The 16124-nt window shown below is 52.5% G+C and carries 13 protein-coding genes; all 13 read left to right on the forward strand.

Going from position 1 to position 16124, the window contains the following annotated elements; translation table 11 throughout:
• Window position 1 precedes the first annotated feature (1 nt).
• The 13 genes from ispC (at window position 2) to accA (ending at window position 16030) form a co-directional block, all read left to right on the forward strand.
• Complete coding sequence (gene ispC / locus JSN25_RS09415) at window positions 2-1198, forward strand: 1-deoxy-D-xylulose-5-phosphate reductoisomerase (protein ID WP_038637403.1); 1197 nt, start codon at window positions 2-4, stop codon at window positions 1196-1198.
• A gap of 187 nt (window positions 1199-1385) precedes the next feature.
• Entirely contained in the window at window positions 1386-2144 is a 759-nt protein-coding gene (gene ispU / locus JSN25_RS09420) for a (2E,6E)-farnesyl-diphosphate-specific ditrans,polycis-undecaprenyl-diphosphate synthase (RefSeq protein ID WP_032940405.1), read from the forward strand.
• 12 nt (window positions 2145-2156) lie between these two features.
• A complete protein-coding gene (cdsA, locus tag JSN25_RS09425; protein ID WP_038637406.1) occupies window positions 2157-3014 on the forward strand; it encodes a phosphatidate cytidylyltransferase in 858 nt (285 codons plus the stop codon).
• A gap of 11 nt (window positions 3015-3025) precedes the next feature.
• Window positions 3026-4378 carry a sigma E protease regulator RseP gene (gene rseP, locus JSN25_RS09430; protein WP_038637407.1) on the forward strand — a complete coding sequence of 451 codons (1353 nt, stop codon included), beginning with the start codon at window positions 3026-3028 and terminating at the stop codon, window positions 4376-4378.
• A gap of 29 nt (window positions 4379-4407) precedes the next feature.
• Window positions 4408-6822, forward strand: coding sequence for an outer membrane protein assembly factor BamA (gene bamA, locus JSN25_RS09435; RefSeq protein WP_038637411.1), 2415 nt, complete (start codon window positions 4408-4410; stop codon window positions 6820-6822).
• A gap of 122 nt (window positions 6823-6944) precedes the next feature.
• Window positions 6945-7430: a molecular chaperone Skp gene (gene skp, locus JSN25_RS09440; RefSeq protein ID WP_016151765.1), complete on the forward strand. Its 486-nt coding sequence runs from the start codon at window positions 6945-6947 to the stop codon at window positions 7428-7430.
• Between the two features lie 3 nt (window positions 7431-7433).
• Window positions 7434-8459: a UDP-3-O-(3-hydroxymyristoyl)glucosamine N-acyltransferase gene (lpxD, locus tag JSN25_RS09445; protein ID WP_038637414.1), complete on the forward strand. Its 1026-nt coding sequence runs from the start codon at window positions 7434-7436 to the stop codon at window positions 8457-8459.
• A gap of 103 nt (window positions 8460-8562) precedes the next feature.
• Window positions 8563-9018 (forward strand): 3-hydroxyacyl-ACP dehydratase FabZ, encoded by a 456-nt coding sequence (gene fabZ / locus JSN25_RS09450; protein WP_003018528.1) that lies wholly within the window; start codon window positions 8563-8565, stop codon window positions 9016-9018.
• Between the two features lie 3 nt (window positions 9019-9021).
• A complete protein-coding gene (gene lpxA / locus JSN25_RS09455; protein WP_038637417.1) occupies window positions 9022-9810 on the forward strand; it encodes an acyl-ACP--UDP-N-acetylglucosamine O-acyltransferase in 789 nt (262 codons plus the stop codon).
• Window positions 9810-10958 (forward strand): lipid-A-disaccharide synthase, encoded by a 1149-nt coding sequence (gene lpxB / locus JSN25_RS09460; protein WP_121528603.1) that lies wholly within the window; start codon window positions 9810-9812, stop codon window positions 10956-10958. Before lpxA ends, lpxB begins: the two co-directional genes overlap by 1 nt.
• Window positions 10955-11551: a ribonuclease HII gene (gene rnhB, locus JSN25_RS09465; RefSeq protein WP_038637421.1), complete on the forward strand. Its 597-nt coding sequence runs from the start codon at window positions 10955-10957 to the stop codon at window positions 11549-11551. Before lpxB ends, rnhB begins: the two co-directional genes overlap by 4 nt.
• Window positions 11552-11575: 24 nt before the next feature.
• Window positions 11576-15058, forward strand: a complete 3483-nt coding sequence (gene dnaE / locus JSN25_RS09470; RefSeq protein ID WP_085048274.1) for a DNA polymerase III subunit alpha — start codon at window positions 11576-11578, stop codon at window positions 15056-15058.
• 12 nt (window positions 15059-15070) lie between these two features.
• The gene (gene accA / locus JSN25_RS09475) at window positions 15071-16030 is read left to right on the forward strand and encodes an acetyl-CoA carboxylase carboxyl transferase subunit alpha (protein ID WP_038637427.1); all 960 of its coding nucleotides are present in this window, start codon (window positions 15071-15073) and stop codon (window positions 16028-16030) included.
• The last annotated feature ends 94 nt before the right edge of the window (window positions 16031-16124 follow it).

Genomic DNA, 16124 nt, shown 5'->3' on the forward strand with positions numbered 1-16124 from the left:
CATGAAGCAATTAACCATCCTGGGATCAACCGGTTCCATTGGTTGCAGTACGCTGGATGTAGTACGCCATAACCCGGAAAAATTTCGTGTTGCTGCGTTGGTTGCGGGAAAGAATGTTGCCCGTATGGTGGAGCAATGCCTGGAATTTTCTCCTCGCTATGCGGTAATGGACGATGAAAAAAGCGCGGCATTGCTAAAATCGGCTCTGCTGGAGCAGGGTAGCCGCACTGAAGTTATGAGCGGACAGCAGGCAGCCTGTGATATGGCCGCGCTGGATGATGTTGATCAGGTCATGGCAGCGATTGTCGGCGCAGCGGGCCTGCTGCCGACGCTTTCGGCAATCCGCGCGGGCAAAAGCATTTTGCTGGCGAATAAAGAGTCTCTGGTCACCTGCGGACGTCTGTTTATGGACGACGTGAAACGCCACAAAGCGCAGCTTTTGCCGGTAGATAGCGAGCATAACGCGATTTTTCAGAGTTTACCGCAACCGATCCAACTCAATCTGGGATACGCTGACCTTGAGCAAAACGGCGTCGTGTCCGTACTGCTTACCGGGTCTGGTGGCCCTTTCCGTGAAACGCCATTGCGCGATCTGGTTGCTATGACCCCCGATCAGGCATGTCGTCATCCGAATTGGTCGATGGGACGAAAAATCTCTGTCGATTCAGCCACCATGATGAATAAAGGTCTGGAATACATTGAAGCGCGTTGGTTATTCAATGCCAGCGCAAGCCAGATGGAAGTGCTGATTCATCCGCAGTCGGTTATTCATTCGATGGTACGTTATCAGGATGGCAGCGTTCTGGCGCAGTTGGGGGAACCTGACATGCGTACACCTATTGCCCATACGATGGCATGGCCGGAACGTGTGACGTCTGGCGTTAAGCCTGTCGACTTTTGCCAACTCAGTGCGTTGACGTTTTCCGCACCTGATTATCAGCGCTATCCGTGCCTGAAACTGGCGATGGACGCGTTTGAGCAAGGGCAGGCGGCAACGACCGCACTGAACGCCGCGAATGAAATTACCGTTGCCGCATTTCTGGCGCAGCAGATTCGATTTACCGATATTGCCGATCTTAATTTATCCGTACTGGATAAGATGGATTTGCAGGAGCCGCAGAGCGTTGATGACGTGCTGAAGGTGGATACCATCGCGCGGGAAGTCGCCAGAAAAGAAGTGATGCGACTCTCAAGCTGATGATAATCCCTCTACGGAAGATCGTGCTATTTGTTAGCGTTGGGCTTCAGTGATATAGTCTGCGCCACTCGATCGCGGGTAGTTGCTTTTTTTCGGTCGGGTAAGCCGTGGTTTGACACGGCTTTTTTGTGGATGGGCTTCAGTATTCCTGAGTACCGTAAATCCTTTCAGGGACTAAAAACGCGTTATGTTGTCTGCAACTAAACCATTAAGCGAAAATTTGCCAGCACATGGTTGCCGCCATGTTGCAATCATCATGGATGGCAATGGCCGCTGGGCGAAAAAGCAAGGGAAGATTCGCGCCTTTGGGCATAAGGCCGGAGCAAAATCCGTCCGCCGGGCTGTCTCTTTTGCTGCCAATAACGGTATTGATGCGTTAACGCTGTATGCCTTTAGCAGTGAGAACTGGAACCGACCTGCGCAGGAAGTGAGCGCGTTAATGGAACTGTTTGTGTGGGCGCTTGATAGCGAAGTGAAAAACCTGCACCGCCATAACGTACGTCTGCGTATTATCGGGGATATCAGTCGATTTAACTCACGTTTGCAAGAACGGATTCGCAAATCAGAAGCGCTTACCGCCCAGAATACCGGGTTGACGCTGAATATTGCAGCGAATTACGGTGGACGGTGGGATATTGTCCAGGGAGTCAGGCAACTGGCACAACAGGTGCAGGAAGGTCTGCTGCGCCCAGAGCAAATCGATGAAGAGATGCTTGGGCAGCAAATTTGTATGCATGAACTGGCCCCTGTGGATTTAGTGATAAGGACTGGGGGAGAACATCGAATTAGTAATTTTTTGTTGTGGCAAATTGCCTATGCCGAACTTTACTTTACGGATGTTCTCTGGCCCGATTTCGATGAACAAGACTTTGAAGGTGCGCTGCATGCCTTTGCTAATCGTGAGCGTCGTTTCGGCGGCACCGAGCCCGGTGATGAAAAAGCCTGATGGGGGTCGCTTTTGCTGAAGTATCGCCTGATTTCTGCTTTTGTTTTAATACCCGTTGTCATCGCGGCGTTGTTTTTGCTGCCGCCGGTGGGGTTCGCCATTGTTACGCTGGTTGTCTGTATGTTGGCCGCCTGGGAATGGGGACAGTTAAGCGGTTTTACCACGCGTACACAGCGAGTCTGGCTGGCGGTTTTGTGCGGGCTATTGCTGGCGCTAATGCTATTTTTACTGCCAGAATACCATCGCAATATTCATCAGCCGCTGGTTGAAGTATCGCTATGGGCGTCGCTGGGTTGGTGGATCGTCGCGCTGTTACTGGTACTGTTTTACCCAGGTTCTGCGTCGGTCTGGCGTAATTCCAAAACATTACGCATAATTTTCGGCGTGCTAACCATTGTTCCTTTCTTTTGGGGAATGCTGGCGCTACGGGCATGGCACTATGATGAAAATCATTATAGTGGCGCGTTATGGCTGCTGTATGTCATGATCCTCGTCTGGGGAGCGGACTCTGGCGCGTATATGTTTGGTAAGCTGTTTGGCAAACACAAACTGGCACCGAAGGTTTCTCCTGGTAAAACCTGGCAGGGTTTTATTGGCGGACTCGCCACTGCGGCCGTAATCTCATGGGGTTATGGCATGTGGGCGAATCTTGAAGTTGCGCCTGTCACCTTGCTCATTTGCTCCATCGTTGCAGCCCTGGCCTCCGTGCTGGGTGACCTGACTGAGAGTATGTTTAAGCGTGAAGCAGGTATTAAGGACAGTGGTCACTTAATTCCAGGACACGGCGGTATTCTGGATCGTATTGATAGCCTGACGGCTGCGGTACCGGTCTTTGCCTGCCTGTTGTTACTGGTATTCAGGACGCTCTAACGGATGGTCTTATGCTGAGTATTCTCTGGAATCTGGCTGCATTCATCGTCGCACTCGGTGTGCTTATCACCGTGCATGAATTTGGTCATTTCTGGGTTGCACGGCGCTGCGGAGTCCGCGTTGAGCGCTTTTCCATTGGCTTTGGAAAAGCGCTTTGGCGTCGTACCGATAAACTGGGTACAGAATACGTCATCGCTCTAATCCCCCTCGGCGGTTACGTCAAAATGCTGGATGAGCGCGCTGAACCGGTGGTACCGGAGCTGCGCCATTACGCTTTCAACAATAAAACGGTTGGGCAGCGCGCGGCTATTATCGCCGCAGGTCCGATCGCAAACTTCCTTTTTGCTATTTTCGCTTATTGGCTGGTGTTTATCATTGGCGTTCCTGGCGTTCGTCCGGTTGTTGGTGAAATAACACCCAACTCGATTGCTGCGCAGGCGCAAATTCAGCCTGGTACGGAACTAAAAGCGGTTGATGGTATCGAAACCCCTGATTGGGATGCCGTGAGACTGCAGTTGGTTTCCAAAATTGGCGATGAGCATACAACGCTCAGCGTGGCGCAGTTTGGCAGTAACCAGCGGCAGGACAAAACGCTGGATTTGCGCCATTGGGCATTTGAGCCAGACAAACAGGATCCCGTCGCCAGTTTAGGGATTCGTCCACGCGGTCCGCAGATTGAATCGGTGCTGTCAGAAGTGCAGGCTAACTCGGCTGCAAGTAAGGCGGGTTTGCAAGCTGGCGACAGGATCGTTAAAGTCAATGGTCAGCCGCTGACGCAATGGATGATGTTCGTGACGCTGGTGCGCGATAATCCGGATAAGCCGTTAGCGCTAGATATTGAAAGACAAGGCAGTTCCTTGTCTTTAACGTTAACCCCGGATTCAAAACAGGTTAACGGGAAGGCAGAAGGTTTTGCGGGCGTGGTGCCTAAAATTATTCCTCTGCCTGATGAGTATAAGACTGTACGCCAGTATGGACCCTTCAGCGCCATCGTCGAAGCCTCGGATAAAACGTGGCAGTTGATGAAGCTGACGGTCAGTATGCTGGGAAAATTGATTACCGGTGATGTAAAACTGAACAACCTCAGTGGGCCGATTTCTATCGCCCAGGGGGCTGGGATGTCAGCGGAGTTCGGGGTGATTTATTACCTGATGTTCCTTGCGCTTATCAGCGTGAACTTAGGGATAATTAACCTGTTTCCGTTGCCCGTTCTTGACGGGGGGCATCTGCTGTTCCTGGCGATTGAAAAGCTGAAGGGCGGTCCGGTATCCGAGCGGGTTCAAGACTTTAGTTATCGCATTGGCTCTATCTTGCTGGTGTTGTTAATGGGGCTTGCACTTTTCAATGATTTCTCTCGGTTGTAAGAGAGTGTTAGGAAGAACGCATAATAACGATGGCGATGAAAAAGTTGCTCATAGCGTCGCTGCTGTTTAGCAGCGCCACCGTATACGGTGCTGAAGGGTTCGTAGTGAAGGACATTCATTTCGAAGGCCTACAGCGAGTCGCCGTTGGTGCGGCTCTCCTCAGTATGCCGGTGCGCACAGGCGACACGGTTAATGATGAAGACATCAGTAATACCATTCGTGCTCTGTTCGCCACCGGTAACTTTGAGGATGTCCGCGTCCTGCGCGATGGTGATACCCTTCTGGTTCAGGTAAAAGAACGTCCGACGATTGCCAGCATTACTTTCTCCGGTAACAAATCGGTGAAAGACGACATGCTGAAGCAAAACCTCGAGGCGTCTGGCGTACGTGTTGGCGAGTCTCTGGATCGCACCACGCTTGCCGATATCGAAAAAGGCCTGGAAGATTTCTACTATAGCGTCGGTAAGTACAGCGCCAGTGTGAAAGCGGTGGTAACGCCGTTGCCGCGTAACCGCGTTGACCTCAAACTGGTCTTCCAGGAAGGTGTTTCGGCGAAGATCCAACAGATCAATATCGTCGGCAACCATGCCTTCTCGACTGACGAACTTATCTCTCACTTCCAACTGCGTGATGAAGTGCCGTGGTGGAACGTAGTGGGCGATCGTAAATACCAGAAACAGAAACTCGCGGGCGATCTCGAAACCCTGCGCAGCTACTATCTGGATCGCGGTTATGCTCGCTTTAATATCGATTCTACCCAGGTGAGCCTGACGCCGGATAAAAAAGGTATCTACATCACCGTTAACATCACTGAAGGCGATCAGTACAAGCTTTCTGGGGTAGAGGTGAGCGGTAACCTGGCCGGACACTCCGCCGAAATTGAGAGCCTGACCAAAATCGAGCCAGGCGAACTCTATAACGGCACCAAAGTGACCAAAATGGAAGATGATATCAAGAAGCTTCTGGGGCGCTATGGCTATGCCTATCCGCGCGTACAGTCGCAGCCTGAAATCAACGATGCCGACAAAACCGTTAAATTACGCGTAAATGTGGATGCGGGTAACCGTTTCTATGTGCGTAAGATTCGCTTTGAAGGTAACGACACGTCTAAAGACTCCGTTCTGCGTCGCGAAATGCGTCAGATGGAAGGTGCATGGTTGGGCAGCGATCTGGTCGACCAGGGTAAAGAACGTCTGAACCGTTTGGGTTACTTTGAAACCGTCGATACCGATACTCAGCGTGTTCCGGGCCGTCCGGATCAGGTTGATGTGGTCTATAAGGTGAAAGAGCGTAACACCGGTAGCTTTAACTTCGGCGTCGGTTACGGTACCGAGAGCGGCGTGAGCTTCCAGGCGGGCGTTCAGCAGGATAACTGGTTAGGTACCGGTTATTCCGTCGGGATTAACGGCACTAAAAACGACTACCAGACCTATACTGAGCTATCTGTCACCAACCCGTACTTCACCGTTGATGGTGTGAGCCTTGGCGGTCGCGTCTTCTATAACGACTTTGAAGCGGATGATGCAGACCTGTCCGACTATACCAACAAAAGTTATGGTACTGACGTAACGCTCGGCTTCCCGGTTAACGAATACAATACGCTGCGTGCTGGCCTGGGTTATGTACATAACAAACTGTCCAACATGCAGCCGCAGATCGCGATGGATCGTTATCTTGAGTCGATGGGACAACCTGCTGATACCAGCAGTTTTGCCGCTGATGACTTCACCTTCAACTACGGTTGGACGTACAACAAGTTAGACCGTGGTTATTTCCCGACAGACGGTTCGCGTGTCAACCTGAATGGTAAAGTGACCATTCCGGGTTCTGATAACGAATACTACAAATTGTCGATGGATACCGCGACCTACGTGCCGATTGATGACGATCACAAATGGGTTGTCCTGGGCCGTACCAAGTGGGGTTATGGTGATGGCATCGGTAGCAAAGAGATGCCGTTCTACGAGAACTTCTATGCTGGTGGTTCCAGTACCGTGCGTGGTTTCCAGTCGAATACTATCGGCCCGAAAGCTGTTTATAAAAATGGCGCCCACACGAGCTGGGACGATAATAATGATTACGAAGACTGTACTCAGGAAGCTGGCTGTAAATCTGATGATGCGGTAGGTGGTAACGCCATGGCTGTCGCCAGCCTGGAGTTTATTACCCCGACGCCGTTCATCAGCGACAAGTATGCCAACTCGGTCCGTACCTCGTTCTTCTGGGACATGGGTACCGTTTGGGATACGAACTGGGATCCGTCATCCGCGCCGTCGGATGTACCGGACTATAGCGATCCGAGCAATATCCGTATGTCAGCAGGTATCGCTTTACAATGGATGTCCCCATTGGGGCCGTTGGTTTTCTCCTACGCCCAACCGTTCAAGAAGTACGATGGAGACAAAGCGGAACAGTTCCAGTTTAACATTGGTAAAACCTGGTAATTGTTCTTCGCAAAGGAATGTAGTGGTAGTGTAGCGCTGACTTTAGGCGATCTTGCATGGGATCGCCTGGCCACGCAAAGAACTGTACCTTCGGGTGCAAATGGGATGGTAAGGAGTTAATTGTGAAAAAGTGGTTATTAGCTGCAGGTCTCGGTTTAGCGATGGCAACGTCCGCACAGGCCGCTGACAAAATTGCAATCGTCAACATGGGTAGCCTGTTCCAACAGGTTGCACAGAAGACAGGTGTTTCCGCTACGCTGGAAAACGAGTTCAAAGGCCGTGCCAGCGAACTGCAGCGTATGGAATCCGATCTGCAATCTAAAATGCAGCGTCTGCAATCAATGAAAGCGGGTAGCGATCGTACCAAGCTGGAAAAAGACGTTATGGCTCAGCGTCAGACTTTCTCACAGAAAGCTCAGGCTTTTGAGCAGGATCGTGCGCGTCGTTCCAACGAAGAACGTGGCAAACTGGTTACTCGTATCCAGACAGCTGTGAAATCTGTTGCTAACAGCCAGAGCATCGATCTGGTCGTTGACGCAAACACCGTTGCATACAATAGCAGCGATGTAAAAGACATCACCGCTGACGTACTGAAACAGGTTAAATAAGTAATGCCTTCAATTCGACTGGCTGATTTAGCAGAGCAGTTGGATGCAGAATTACACGGTGATGGCGATATCGTCATCACCGGCGTAGCGTCCATGCAATCTGCGCAAACTGGCAATATCACGTTTATGGTGAATCCTAAGTACCGTGAACACTTAGGCGTATGCCAGGCTTCTGCCGTTGTCATGACGCAGGACGATCTTCCTTTTGCTAAGAGTGCAGCGCTGGTAGTGAAGAATCCCTACCTGACCTATGCTCGTATGGCGCAAATTTTAGATACCACGCCGCAGCCCGCACAAAACGTTGCACCGAGTGCAGCGATCGATGCGACGGCGAAGCTGGGTAAAAATGTCTCTGTGGGCGCAAATGCGGTCATTGAGTCTGGCGTAGAACTGGGCGATAACGTGGTTATTGGCGCAGGCTGCTTCGTCGGGAAAAATACAAAAATCGGCGCAGGTTCTCGCTTGTGGGCGAACGTGACGATTTACCACGACATTCAGATCGGTGAGAATTGCCTGATCCAATCCAGCACTGTCGTCGGTTCGGATGGATTTGGTTACGCGAACGATCGCGGTAACTGGGTGAAGATCCCGCAGCTTGGTCGCGTGATTATCGGCGATCGCGTCGAGATCGGCGCTTGTACTACCATTGACCGTGGTGCCCTGGACGATACTGTGATCGGTAATGGTGTTATCATTGATAATCAGTGCCAGATTGCACATAACGTTGTGATTGGCGACAATACGGCGGTAGCCGGTGGCGTCATTATGGCGGGTAGCCTGAAGATTGGCCGTTACTGCATGATTGGCGGCGCCAGCGTGATCAATGGGCATATGGAAATATGCGACAAAGTCACGGTAACTGGCATGGGTATGGTGATGCGTCCTATCACGGAACCTGGCGTCTACTCCTCAGGCATTCCGCTACAACCCAATAAGGTATGGCGTAAAACAGCTGCACTGGTGATGAATATTGATGATATGAGCAAGCGCCTCAAAGCGATTGAGCGCAAGGTTAATCAACAAGACTAAAGCACCTTTTTTGCATGTCTGACTTTTCGGCCTGTCCCATTCATACGATTGCGACAGGCCGTGTTATTATTGCCTTTTAGTATATTTTGACAGGAAGAGTATTTTGACTACTAACACTCATACTCTGCATATTGAAGAGATTTTAGAACTTCTGCCGCACCGTTTTCCGTTTCTGCTGGTTGACCGCGTGCTGGATTTTGAAGAAGGTCGTTTTCTGCGCGCAGTGAAAAATGTATCCGTTAATGAGCCTTTCTTCCAGGGCCACTTCCCGGGCAAACCTATTTTCCCTGGCGTACTGATTCTGGAAGCGATGGCGCAGGCCACCGGTATCCTCGCATTTAAAAGCGTAGGAAAACTGGAACCAGGCGAACTGTACTATTTCGCGGGTATTGACGAAGCACGCTTTAAGCGTCCTGTCGTGCCGGGCGATCAGATGATCATGGAAGTGACTTTCGAGAAAACGCGCCGTGGCCTGACCCGTTTTAAAGGGGTTGCGCTGGTCGACGGTAAAGTTGTGTGCGAAGCAACGATGATGTGTGCCCGTAGCCGGGAGGCCTGATACGTGATTGATAAATCCGCCTTTATTCACCCTACCGCCATTGTGGAAGAGGGCGCCAGTATTGGCGCTAACGCTCACATTGGCCCATTTTGTATTGTTGGACCCCATGTTGAAATTGGTGAGGGTACCGTACTGAAGTCTCACGTTGTCGTGAATGGCCATACAAAAATTGGTCGCGATAACGAGATCTATCAGTTTGCCTCCATCGGCGAAGTTAACCAGGATCTTAAATATGCTGGCGAACCGACCCGCGTGGAAATTGGCGATCGCAACCGCATCCGCGAAAGCGTCACCATTCATCGTGGCACAGTGCAGGGCGGTGGAGTGACGAAGGTGGGCAGCGATAACTTACTGATGATTAATGCGCACGTCGCGCATGATTGTACGGTAGGCAACCGCTGTATTCTGGCGAATAACGCCACGCTTGCCGGACATGTTTCGCTGGATGATTTTGTTATCATCGGCGGCATGACTGCGGTGCATCAATTCTGCATCATCGGCGCGCATGTGATGGTTGGCGGCTGTTCTGGCGTTGCTCAGGACGTGCCACCGTACGTTATCGCCCAGGGCAACCACGCGACGCCGTTTGGCGTCAATATCGAAGGTCTGAAGCGTCGTGGGTTCACCCGCGAAGCGATTACCGCGATTCGTAATGCCTACAAAGCGTTGTACCGTAGCGGTAAAACGTTGGAAGAAGCGAAACCGGAAATCGCCGAACTGGCGAAACAGCACCCTGAAGTCCAGGCTTTCAGCGACTTCTTTGAGCGCTCAACGCGTGGTCTGATTCGTTAATGACTGAGCAGCGTCCTTTAACGATTGCCCTCGTCGCCGGAGAAACCTCCGGCGATATTCTTGGTGCAGGGCTAATCCGCGCACTCAAAGCTCGTGTTCCCAATGCGCGTTTTGTTGGCGTGGCGGGGCCGCTAATGCAGGCCGAAGGCTGTGAAGCCTGGTACGAAATGGAAGAACTGGCGGTGATGGGCATTGTTGAAGTGCTCGGACGTCTGCGCCGTTTACTGCATATTCGTGCCGATCTCACTCGTCGATTCACCGATCTCAAGCCGGATGTTTTCGTTGGCATTGATGCGCCTGATTTCAATATTACCCTTGAAGGGAACTTGAAAAAGCAGGGCATAAAAACCATTCATTATGTCAGTCCGTCCGTCTGGGCGTGGAGACAGAAACGCGTTTTCAAAATAGGCAGATCCACTAATATGGTGCTGGCTTTTCTGCCTTTCGAAAAAGCGTTTTATGACAAATTTAACGTCCCGTGCCGCTTTATCGGCCACACCATGGCGGATGCCATGCCGTTGGATCCGGATAAACACGCGGCCCGTGATATTTTGGGTATTCCCCACGACGCGCATTGCCTTGCGCTGCTGCCAGGAAGCCGTGGCGCAGAAGTGGAGATGCTTAGCGCCGATTTTCTGAAAACGGCGCAACTGTTACGTCAGCATTATCCGGATCTCGAAGTCGTGGTGCCGTTGGTGAATGCCAAACGCCGGGAGCAGTTTGAGCGTATCAAGGCAGAGGTTGCGCCGGAGCTTTCCGTGCATCTGCTTAATGGCATGGGACGTGAAGCGATGGTGGCCAGCGACGCCGCACTGTTGGCTTCAGGCACCGCCGCGCTGGAATGTATGCTGGCAAAGTGTCCGATGGTGGTCGGCTACCGCATGAAACCCTTTACCTTCTGGCTGGCGAAGCGTCTGGTGAAAACGGATTACGTTTCGCTTCCTAACCTGTTAGCGGGAAGAGAACTGGTTAAAGAGCTGTTGCAGGAAGAGTGTGAGCCGCATGCGCTGGCGCAAGCGCTGTTGCCGTTACTGGCGAATGGTAAAACCAGCCATGCGATGCATGACACTTTCCGTGAACTGCATCAGCAGATCCGTTGCAATGCTGATGAGCAGGCGGCGGATGCAGTCCTGGAGTTAGCGCAATGATTGAATTTGTTTATCCGCATACGCATTTAGTGGCGGGTGTGGATGAAGTCGGGCGCGGTCCTTTGGTTGGGGCGGTTGTTACTGCTGCCGTCATTCTGGATCCGGCGCGTCCGATTATCGGTCTTAACGACTCAAAAAAATTGTCGGAAAAACGTCGCCTGGCGCTGTTTGATGAAATAAAAGAAAAAGCGTTAAGCTGGAGCGTAGGCCGTGCAGAACCGCATGAAATCGACGATCTGAATATTTTGCATGCCACCATGCTGGCGATGCAGCGTGCGGTCGCGGGGCTGCATATTGCGCCGGAATACGTACTGATTGACGGCAATCGTTGTCCGGCATTACCGGTACCGTCGATGGCGGTAGTCAAAGGTGATAGCCGCGTAGCGGAGATTAGCGCAGCGTCAATACTGGCAAAAGTGACCCGCGATGCTGAAATGGCAGCGCTGGATACGGTTTTTCCGCAGTATGGCTTTGCGCAGCACAAAGGCTATCCAACCGCTTTTCATCTGGAAAAATTGGCACTGTATGGCGCGACAGAGCACCATCGCCGCAGTTTTGGCCCCGTCAAACGCGCACTGGGACTCACGTCCTGATTCTTGTGTCGAAGGAATCTGAAGATGTCTGAACCACGTTTCGTCCACCTCCGGGTGCACAGCGACTACTCCATGATCGATGGGCTGGCGAAAACCGGGCCGCTGGTGAAGAAGGCGGCCGCGTTAGGCATGCCTGCGCTGGCGATCACCGATTTTACCAACCTGTGTGGTCTGGTGAAGTTTTACGGAGCGGGTCACGGCGCCGGTATTAAGCCTATTGTAGGCGCAGATTTTCATGTCCGCAGTGAACTATTGGGTGATGAACTCACGCAACTCACCGTACTGGCCGCTAACAATACCGGCTATCAGAACCTGACGTTATTGATATCAAAAGCCTATCAGCGCGGTTATGGCGCAGAAGGGCCGGTTATCGACCGCGACTGGCTGGTCGAGCTAAAAGAAGGTTTGATTTTGCTCTCCGGCGGCCGCATGGGCGACGTCGGACGTAGCTTGTTGCGCGGTAATAGCGCCCTGGTTGACGAATGCGTGGCGTTTTACGAAGCGCATTTTCCCAATAGCTACTTCCTTGAGCTGATCCGTACCGGCAGACAAGATGAAGAAAACTATCTGCATGCCGCGGTAGAACTGGCCGAAAGGCGTGGTTTGCCGGTGGTGGCGACCAACGATGTTCGCTTCCTGGAAACCGGCGATTTCGACGCGCATGAAATCCGTGTGGCGATCCACGACGGGTTCACCCTTGATGACCCTAAACGCCCGCGTAACTACTCCGCGCAGCAGTATATGCGCAGCGAAGACGAGATGTGCGAGCTGTTCTCCGATATCCCGGAGGCGCTGCAAAACACCGTCGAAATTGCCAAACGCTGTAACGTCACGGTGCGTTTGGGTGAGTATTTCTTGCCACAGTTCCCGACCGGCGATATGACCACCGAGGATTTCCTCGTGGCGAAGTCGAAAGAGGGGCTGGAACAGCGACTGGAGTTCCTGTTCCCGGATCCGGAAGAGCGCGCCAGGCGCCGTCCGGAATATGATGAACGTCTGGATGTTGAGCTACAGGTTATCAACCAGATGGGGTTCCCGGGCTACTTCCTGATCGTTATGGAATTTATCCAGTGGTCGAAGGATAACGGCGTACCAGTCGGCCCGGGACGTGGTTCCGGCGCAGGCTCGCTGGTGGCCTATGCGCTAAAAATTACCGACCTGGATCCGCTGGAATTTGACCTGCTGTTCGAACGTTTCCTGAACCCGGAACGTGTCTCAATGCCCGACTTCGACGTTGACTTCTGTATGGAGAAACGCGACCAGGTTATTGAACACGTGGCGGATATGTACGGTCGTGATGCGGTTTCGCAGATTATTACTTTCGGTACGATGGCGGCAAAAGCGGTTATCCGAGACGTGGGTCGCGTGCTGGGGCACCCGTACGGCTTCGTGGATCGTATTTCGAAACTGGTGCCGCCCGATCCGGGCATGACGCTGGCGAAAGCCTTCGAAGCTGAACCGCAACTGCCGGAAATCTATGAGGCAGATGAAGAGGTTAAAGCGCTGATCGATATGGCGCGTAAGCTGGAAGGCGTCACGCGTAACGCCGGTAAGCACGCCGGTGGCGTGGTTATCGCTCCGACCAAAATTACCGATTTTGCGCCGCTATACTGCGATGAACAGGGGCTGCACCCGGTTACTCAGTTTGATAAGAACGACGTGGAATACGCCGGCCTGGTGAAGTTCGACTTCCTGGGGCTGCGTACGCTGACCATCATCAACTGGGCGCTGGAGATGATCAACGCCCGCCGTGAAAAGAACGGCGAGCCGCCGCTGGATATCGCGGCCATTCCGCTTGACGATAAGAAAAGCTTCGACATGCTGCAACGCTCGGAAACCACCGCGGTATTCCAGCTTGAATCCCGCGGCATGAAGGATCTGATCAAACGTCTGCAGCCTGACTGCTTCGAAGATATGATCGCACTGGTGGCCCTGTTCCGCCCGGGCCCGCTACAGTCGGGGATGGTAGATAACTTTATCGACCGTAAGCATGGTCGCGAAGAGATTTCCTATCCGGACGTACAATGGCAGCATGAATGTCTGAAGCCGGTACTGGAGCCAACCTACGGCATTATCCTGTATCAGGAACAGGTTATGCAGATTGCCCAGGAGCTATCTGGTTACACGCTTGGCGGCGCGGATATGCTGCGTCGTGCGATGGGTAAGAAAAAGCCGGAAGAAATGGCCAAACAGCGCGGCACCTTTGAAGAAGGGGCGAAAAAGCGCGGTGTCGACGGCGAACTGGCGATGAAAATCTTTGACCTGGTGGAGAAATTCGCCGGTTACGGATTTAACAAATCACACTCCGCTGCCTATGCGCTGGTCTCTTACCAGACGCTATGGTTGAAGGCGCATTACCCGGCCGAGTTTATGGCGGCGGTAATGACGGCCGATATGGATAACACCGAGAAAGTGGTCGGGCTGGTGGATGAATGCTGGCGCATGGGGTTAAAAATCCTGCCGCCAGACATTAACTCCGGGCTTTACCATTTCCACGTTAACGATGATGGCGAGATTGTTTATGGCATCGGCGCGATAAAAGGCGTGGGTGAAGGGCCAATTGAAGCTATTATTGAGGCGCGCAACGAAGGCGGTTACTTCCGCGAGCTGTTTGATCTCTGTGCGCGTACGGATATCAAAAAACTCAATCGCCGGGTGCTGGAAAAACTGATTATGTCCGGGGCGTTTGACCGCCTTGGCCCACACCGCGCGGCGTTGATGAATTCGTTGAATGATGCGCTAAAAGCCGCCGATCAGCATGCGAAAGCCGAGGCTATTGGCCAGGCTGATATGTTTGGCGTGCTGGCGGAAGAACCCGAACAAATTGAACAGTCTTATGCCAACTGTACACCGTGGCCTGAGCAGGTAGTATTAGACGGTGAGCGTGAAACGTTAGGGCTTTACCTGACGGGACACCCTATCAACCAGTATTTAAAAGAAATTGAGCGCTATGTTGGAGGCCACAGGCTGAAAGACATGCATCCGACAGAACGTGGTAAAGTCACCACGGCTGCGGGGCTCGTCATTGCCGCGCGGGTAATGGTCACCAAGCGCGGCAATCGTATCGGCATCTGTACACTGGATGACCGTTCCGGGCGTCTGGAAGTTATGTTGTTTACCGATGCCCTGGATAAATACCAGCAATTGCTGGAAAAAGACCGCATACTTATCGTCAGCGGACAGGTCAGCTTTGATGACTTCAGCGGCGGGCTTAAAATGATGGCCCGTGAAGTCATGGATATTGACGAAGCCCGGGAAAAATATGCTCGCGGGCTTGCTATCTCGCTGACGGACAGGCAAATTGATGACCAGCTTTTAAACCGACTCCGTCAGTCTCTGGAACCCCACCGCTCGGGGACAATTCCAGTACATCTCTACTATCAGAGGGCGGATGCACGTGCGCGGTTGCGTTTTGGCGCGACGTGGCGTGTCTCTCCGAGCGATCGTTTGCTAAACGATCTCCGCGGCCTTATTGGTTCGGAGCAGGTGGAACTGGAGTTTGACTAATACAGGAATACTATGAGTCTGAATTTCCTTGATTTTGAACAGCCGATTGCAGAGCTGGAAGCAAAAATCGATTCTCTGACTGCGGTTAGCCGTCAGGATGAGAAACTGGATATTAACATCGATGAAGAAGTGCATCGTCTGCGTGAAAAAAGCGTAGAACTGACGCGTAAAATCTTCGCCGATCTTGGCGCATGGCAGGTAGCCCAACTGGCGCGCCATCCACAGCGTCCGTACACCCTGGATTATGTCCGCCTGGCGTTTGATGAATTTGATGAGCTGGCGGGCGATCGTGCCTATGCGGATGACAAAGCTATCGTCGGCGGTATCGCGCGTCTGGATGGCCGTCCGGTGATGATCATTGGTCATCAGAAAGGCCGTGAGACCAAAGAAAAAATTCGTCGTAATTTCGGCATGCCAGCGCCAGAAGGCTATCGCAAAGCGCTGCGTCTGATGGAAATGGCAGAACGTTTCAACATGCCGATCATTACCTTCATCGACACCCCAGGGGCTTACCCGGGTGTGGGCGCGGAAGAACGTGGTCAGTCTGAAGCGATCGCGCGCAACCTGCGTGAAATGTCGCGTCTGAGCGTACCGGTCATCTGCACCGTTATCGGTGAAGGTGGTTCCGGCGGCGCGCTGGCGATCGGCGTAGGCGATAAAGTGAATATGCTGCAATACAGCACCTATTCCGTTATCTCCCCGGAAGGTTGTGCCTCCATTCTGTGGAAAAGCGCTGATAAAGCGCCGCTGGCCGCTGAAGCGATGGGCATTATCGCGCCGCGTCTGAAAGAGCTGAAGCTTATCGACTCTATCATTCCTGAACCGCTGGGTGGCGCGCACCGTAACCCGGAAGCCATGGCGGCGTCACTGAAAGCGCAACTGCTGGCCGATCTCGCCGATCTTGATGTGTTAGGTAAAGAAGATCTGAAAAACCGTCGCTACCAGCGTCTGATGAGCTACGGCTACGCATAAGCTACATTAATTCTGAAAAGGGCCACAATGCTGTGGCCCTTTTTTTTACCTGCAGTTTGACCAGGCTATGCTTAACTGAGGTTTTTCCAGGAGG

The sequence above is a fragment of the Citrobacter cronae genome (genome assembly GCF_016893685.1).
In the GTDB taxonomy this organism is placed as follows: domain Bacteria; phylum Pseudomonadota; class Gammaproteobacteria; order Enterobacterales; family Enterobacteriaceae; genus Citrobacter; species Citrobacter werkmanii.

Excerpts from the sequence above, each read along its gene's own strand:
- ispC (WP_038637403.1), top strand. The coding sequence starts at position 2 with ATGAAGCAATTAACCATCCTGGGATCAACCGGTTCCATTGGTTGCAGT.
- ispU (WP_032940405.1), top strand. The coding sequence starts at position 1,386 with ATGTTGTCTGCAACTAAACCATTAAGCGAAAATTTGCCAGCACATGGT.
- rseP (WP_038637407.1), top strand. The coding sequence starts at position 3,026 with ATGCTGAGTATTCTCTGGAATCTGGCTGCATTCATCGTCGCACTCGGT.
- bamA (WP_038637411.1), top strand. The coding sequence starts at position 4,408 with ATGGCGATGAAAAAGTTGCTCATAGCGTCGCTGCTGTTTAGCAGCGCC.
- lpxD (WP_038637414.1), top strand. The coding sequence starts at position 7,434 with ATGCCTTCAATTCGACTGGCTGATTTAGCAGAGCAGTTGGATGCAGAA.
- lpxB (WP_121528603.1), top strand. The coding sequence starts at position 9,810 with ATGACTGAGCAGCGTCCTTTAACGATTGCCCTCGTCGCCGGAGAAACC.
- rnhB (WP_038637421.1), top strand. The coding sequence starts at position 10,955 with ATGATTGAATTTGTTTATCCGCATACGCATTTAGTGGCGGGTGTGGAT.
- dnaE (WP_085048274.1), top strand. The coding sequence starts at position 11,576 with ATGTCTGAACCACGTTTCGTCCACCTCCGGGTGCACAGCGACTACTCC.
- accA (WP_038637427.1), top strand. The coding sequence starts at position 15,071 with ATGAGTCTGAATTTCCTTGATTTTGAACAGCCGATTGCAGAGCTGGAA.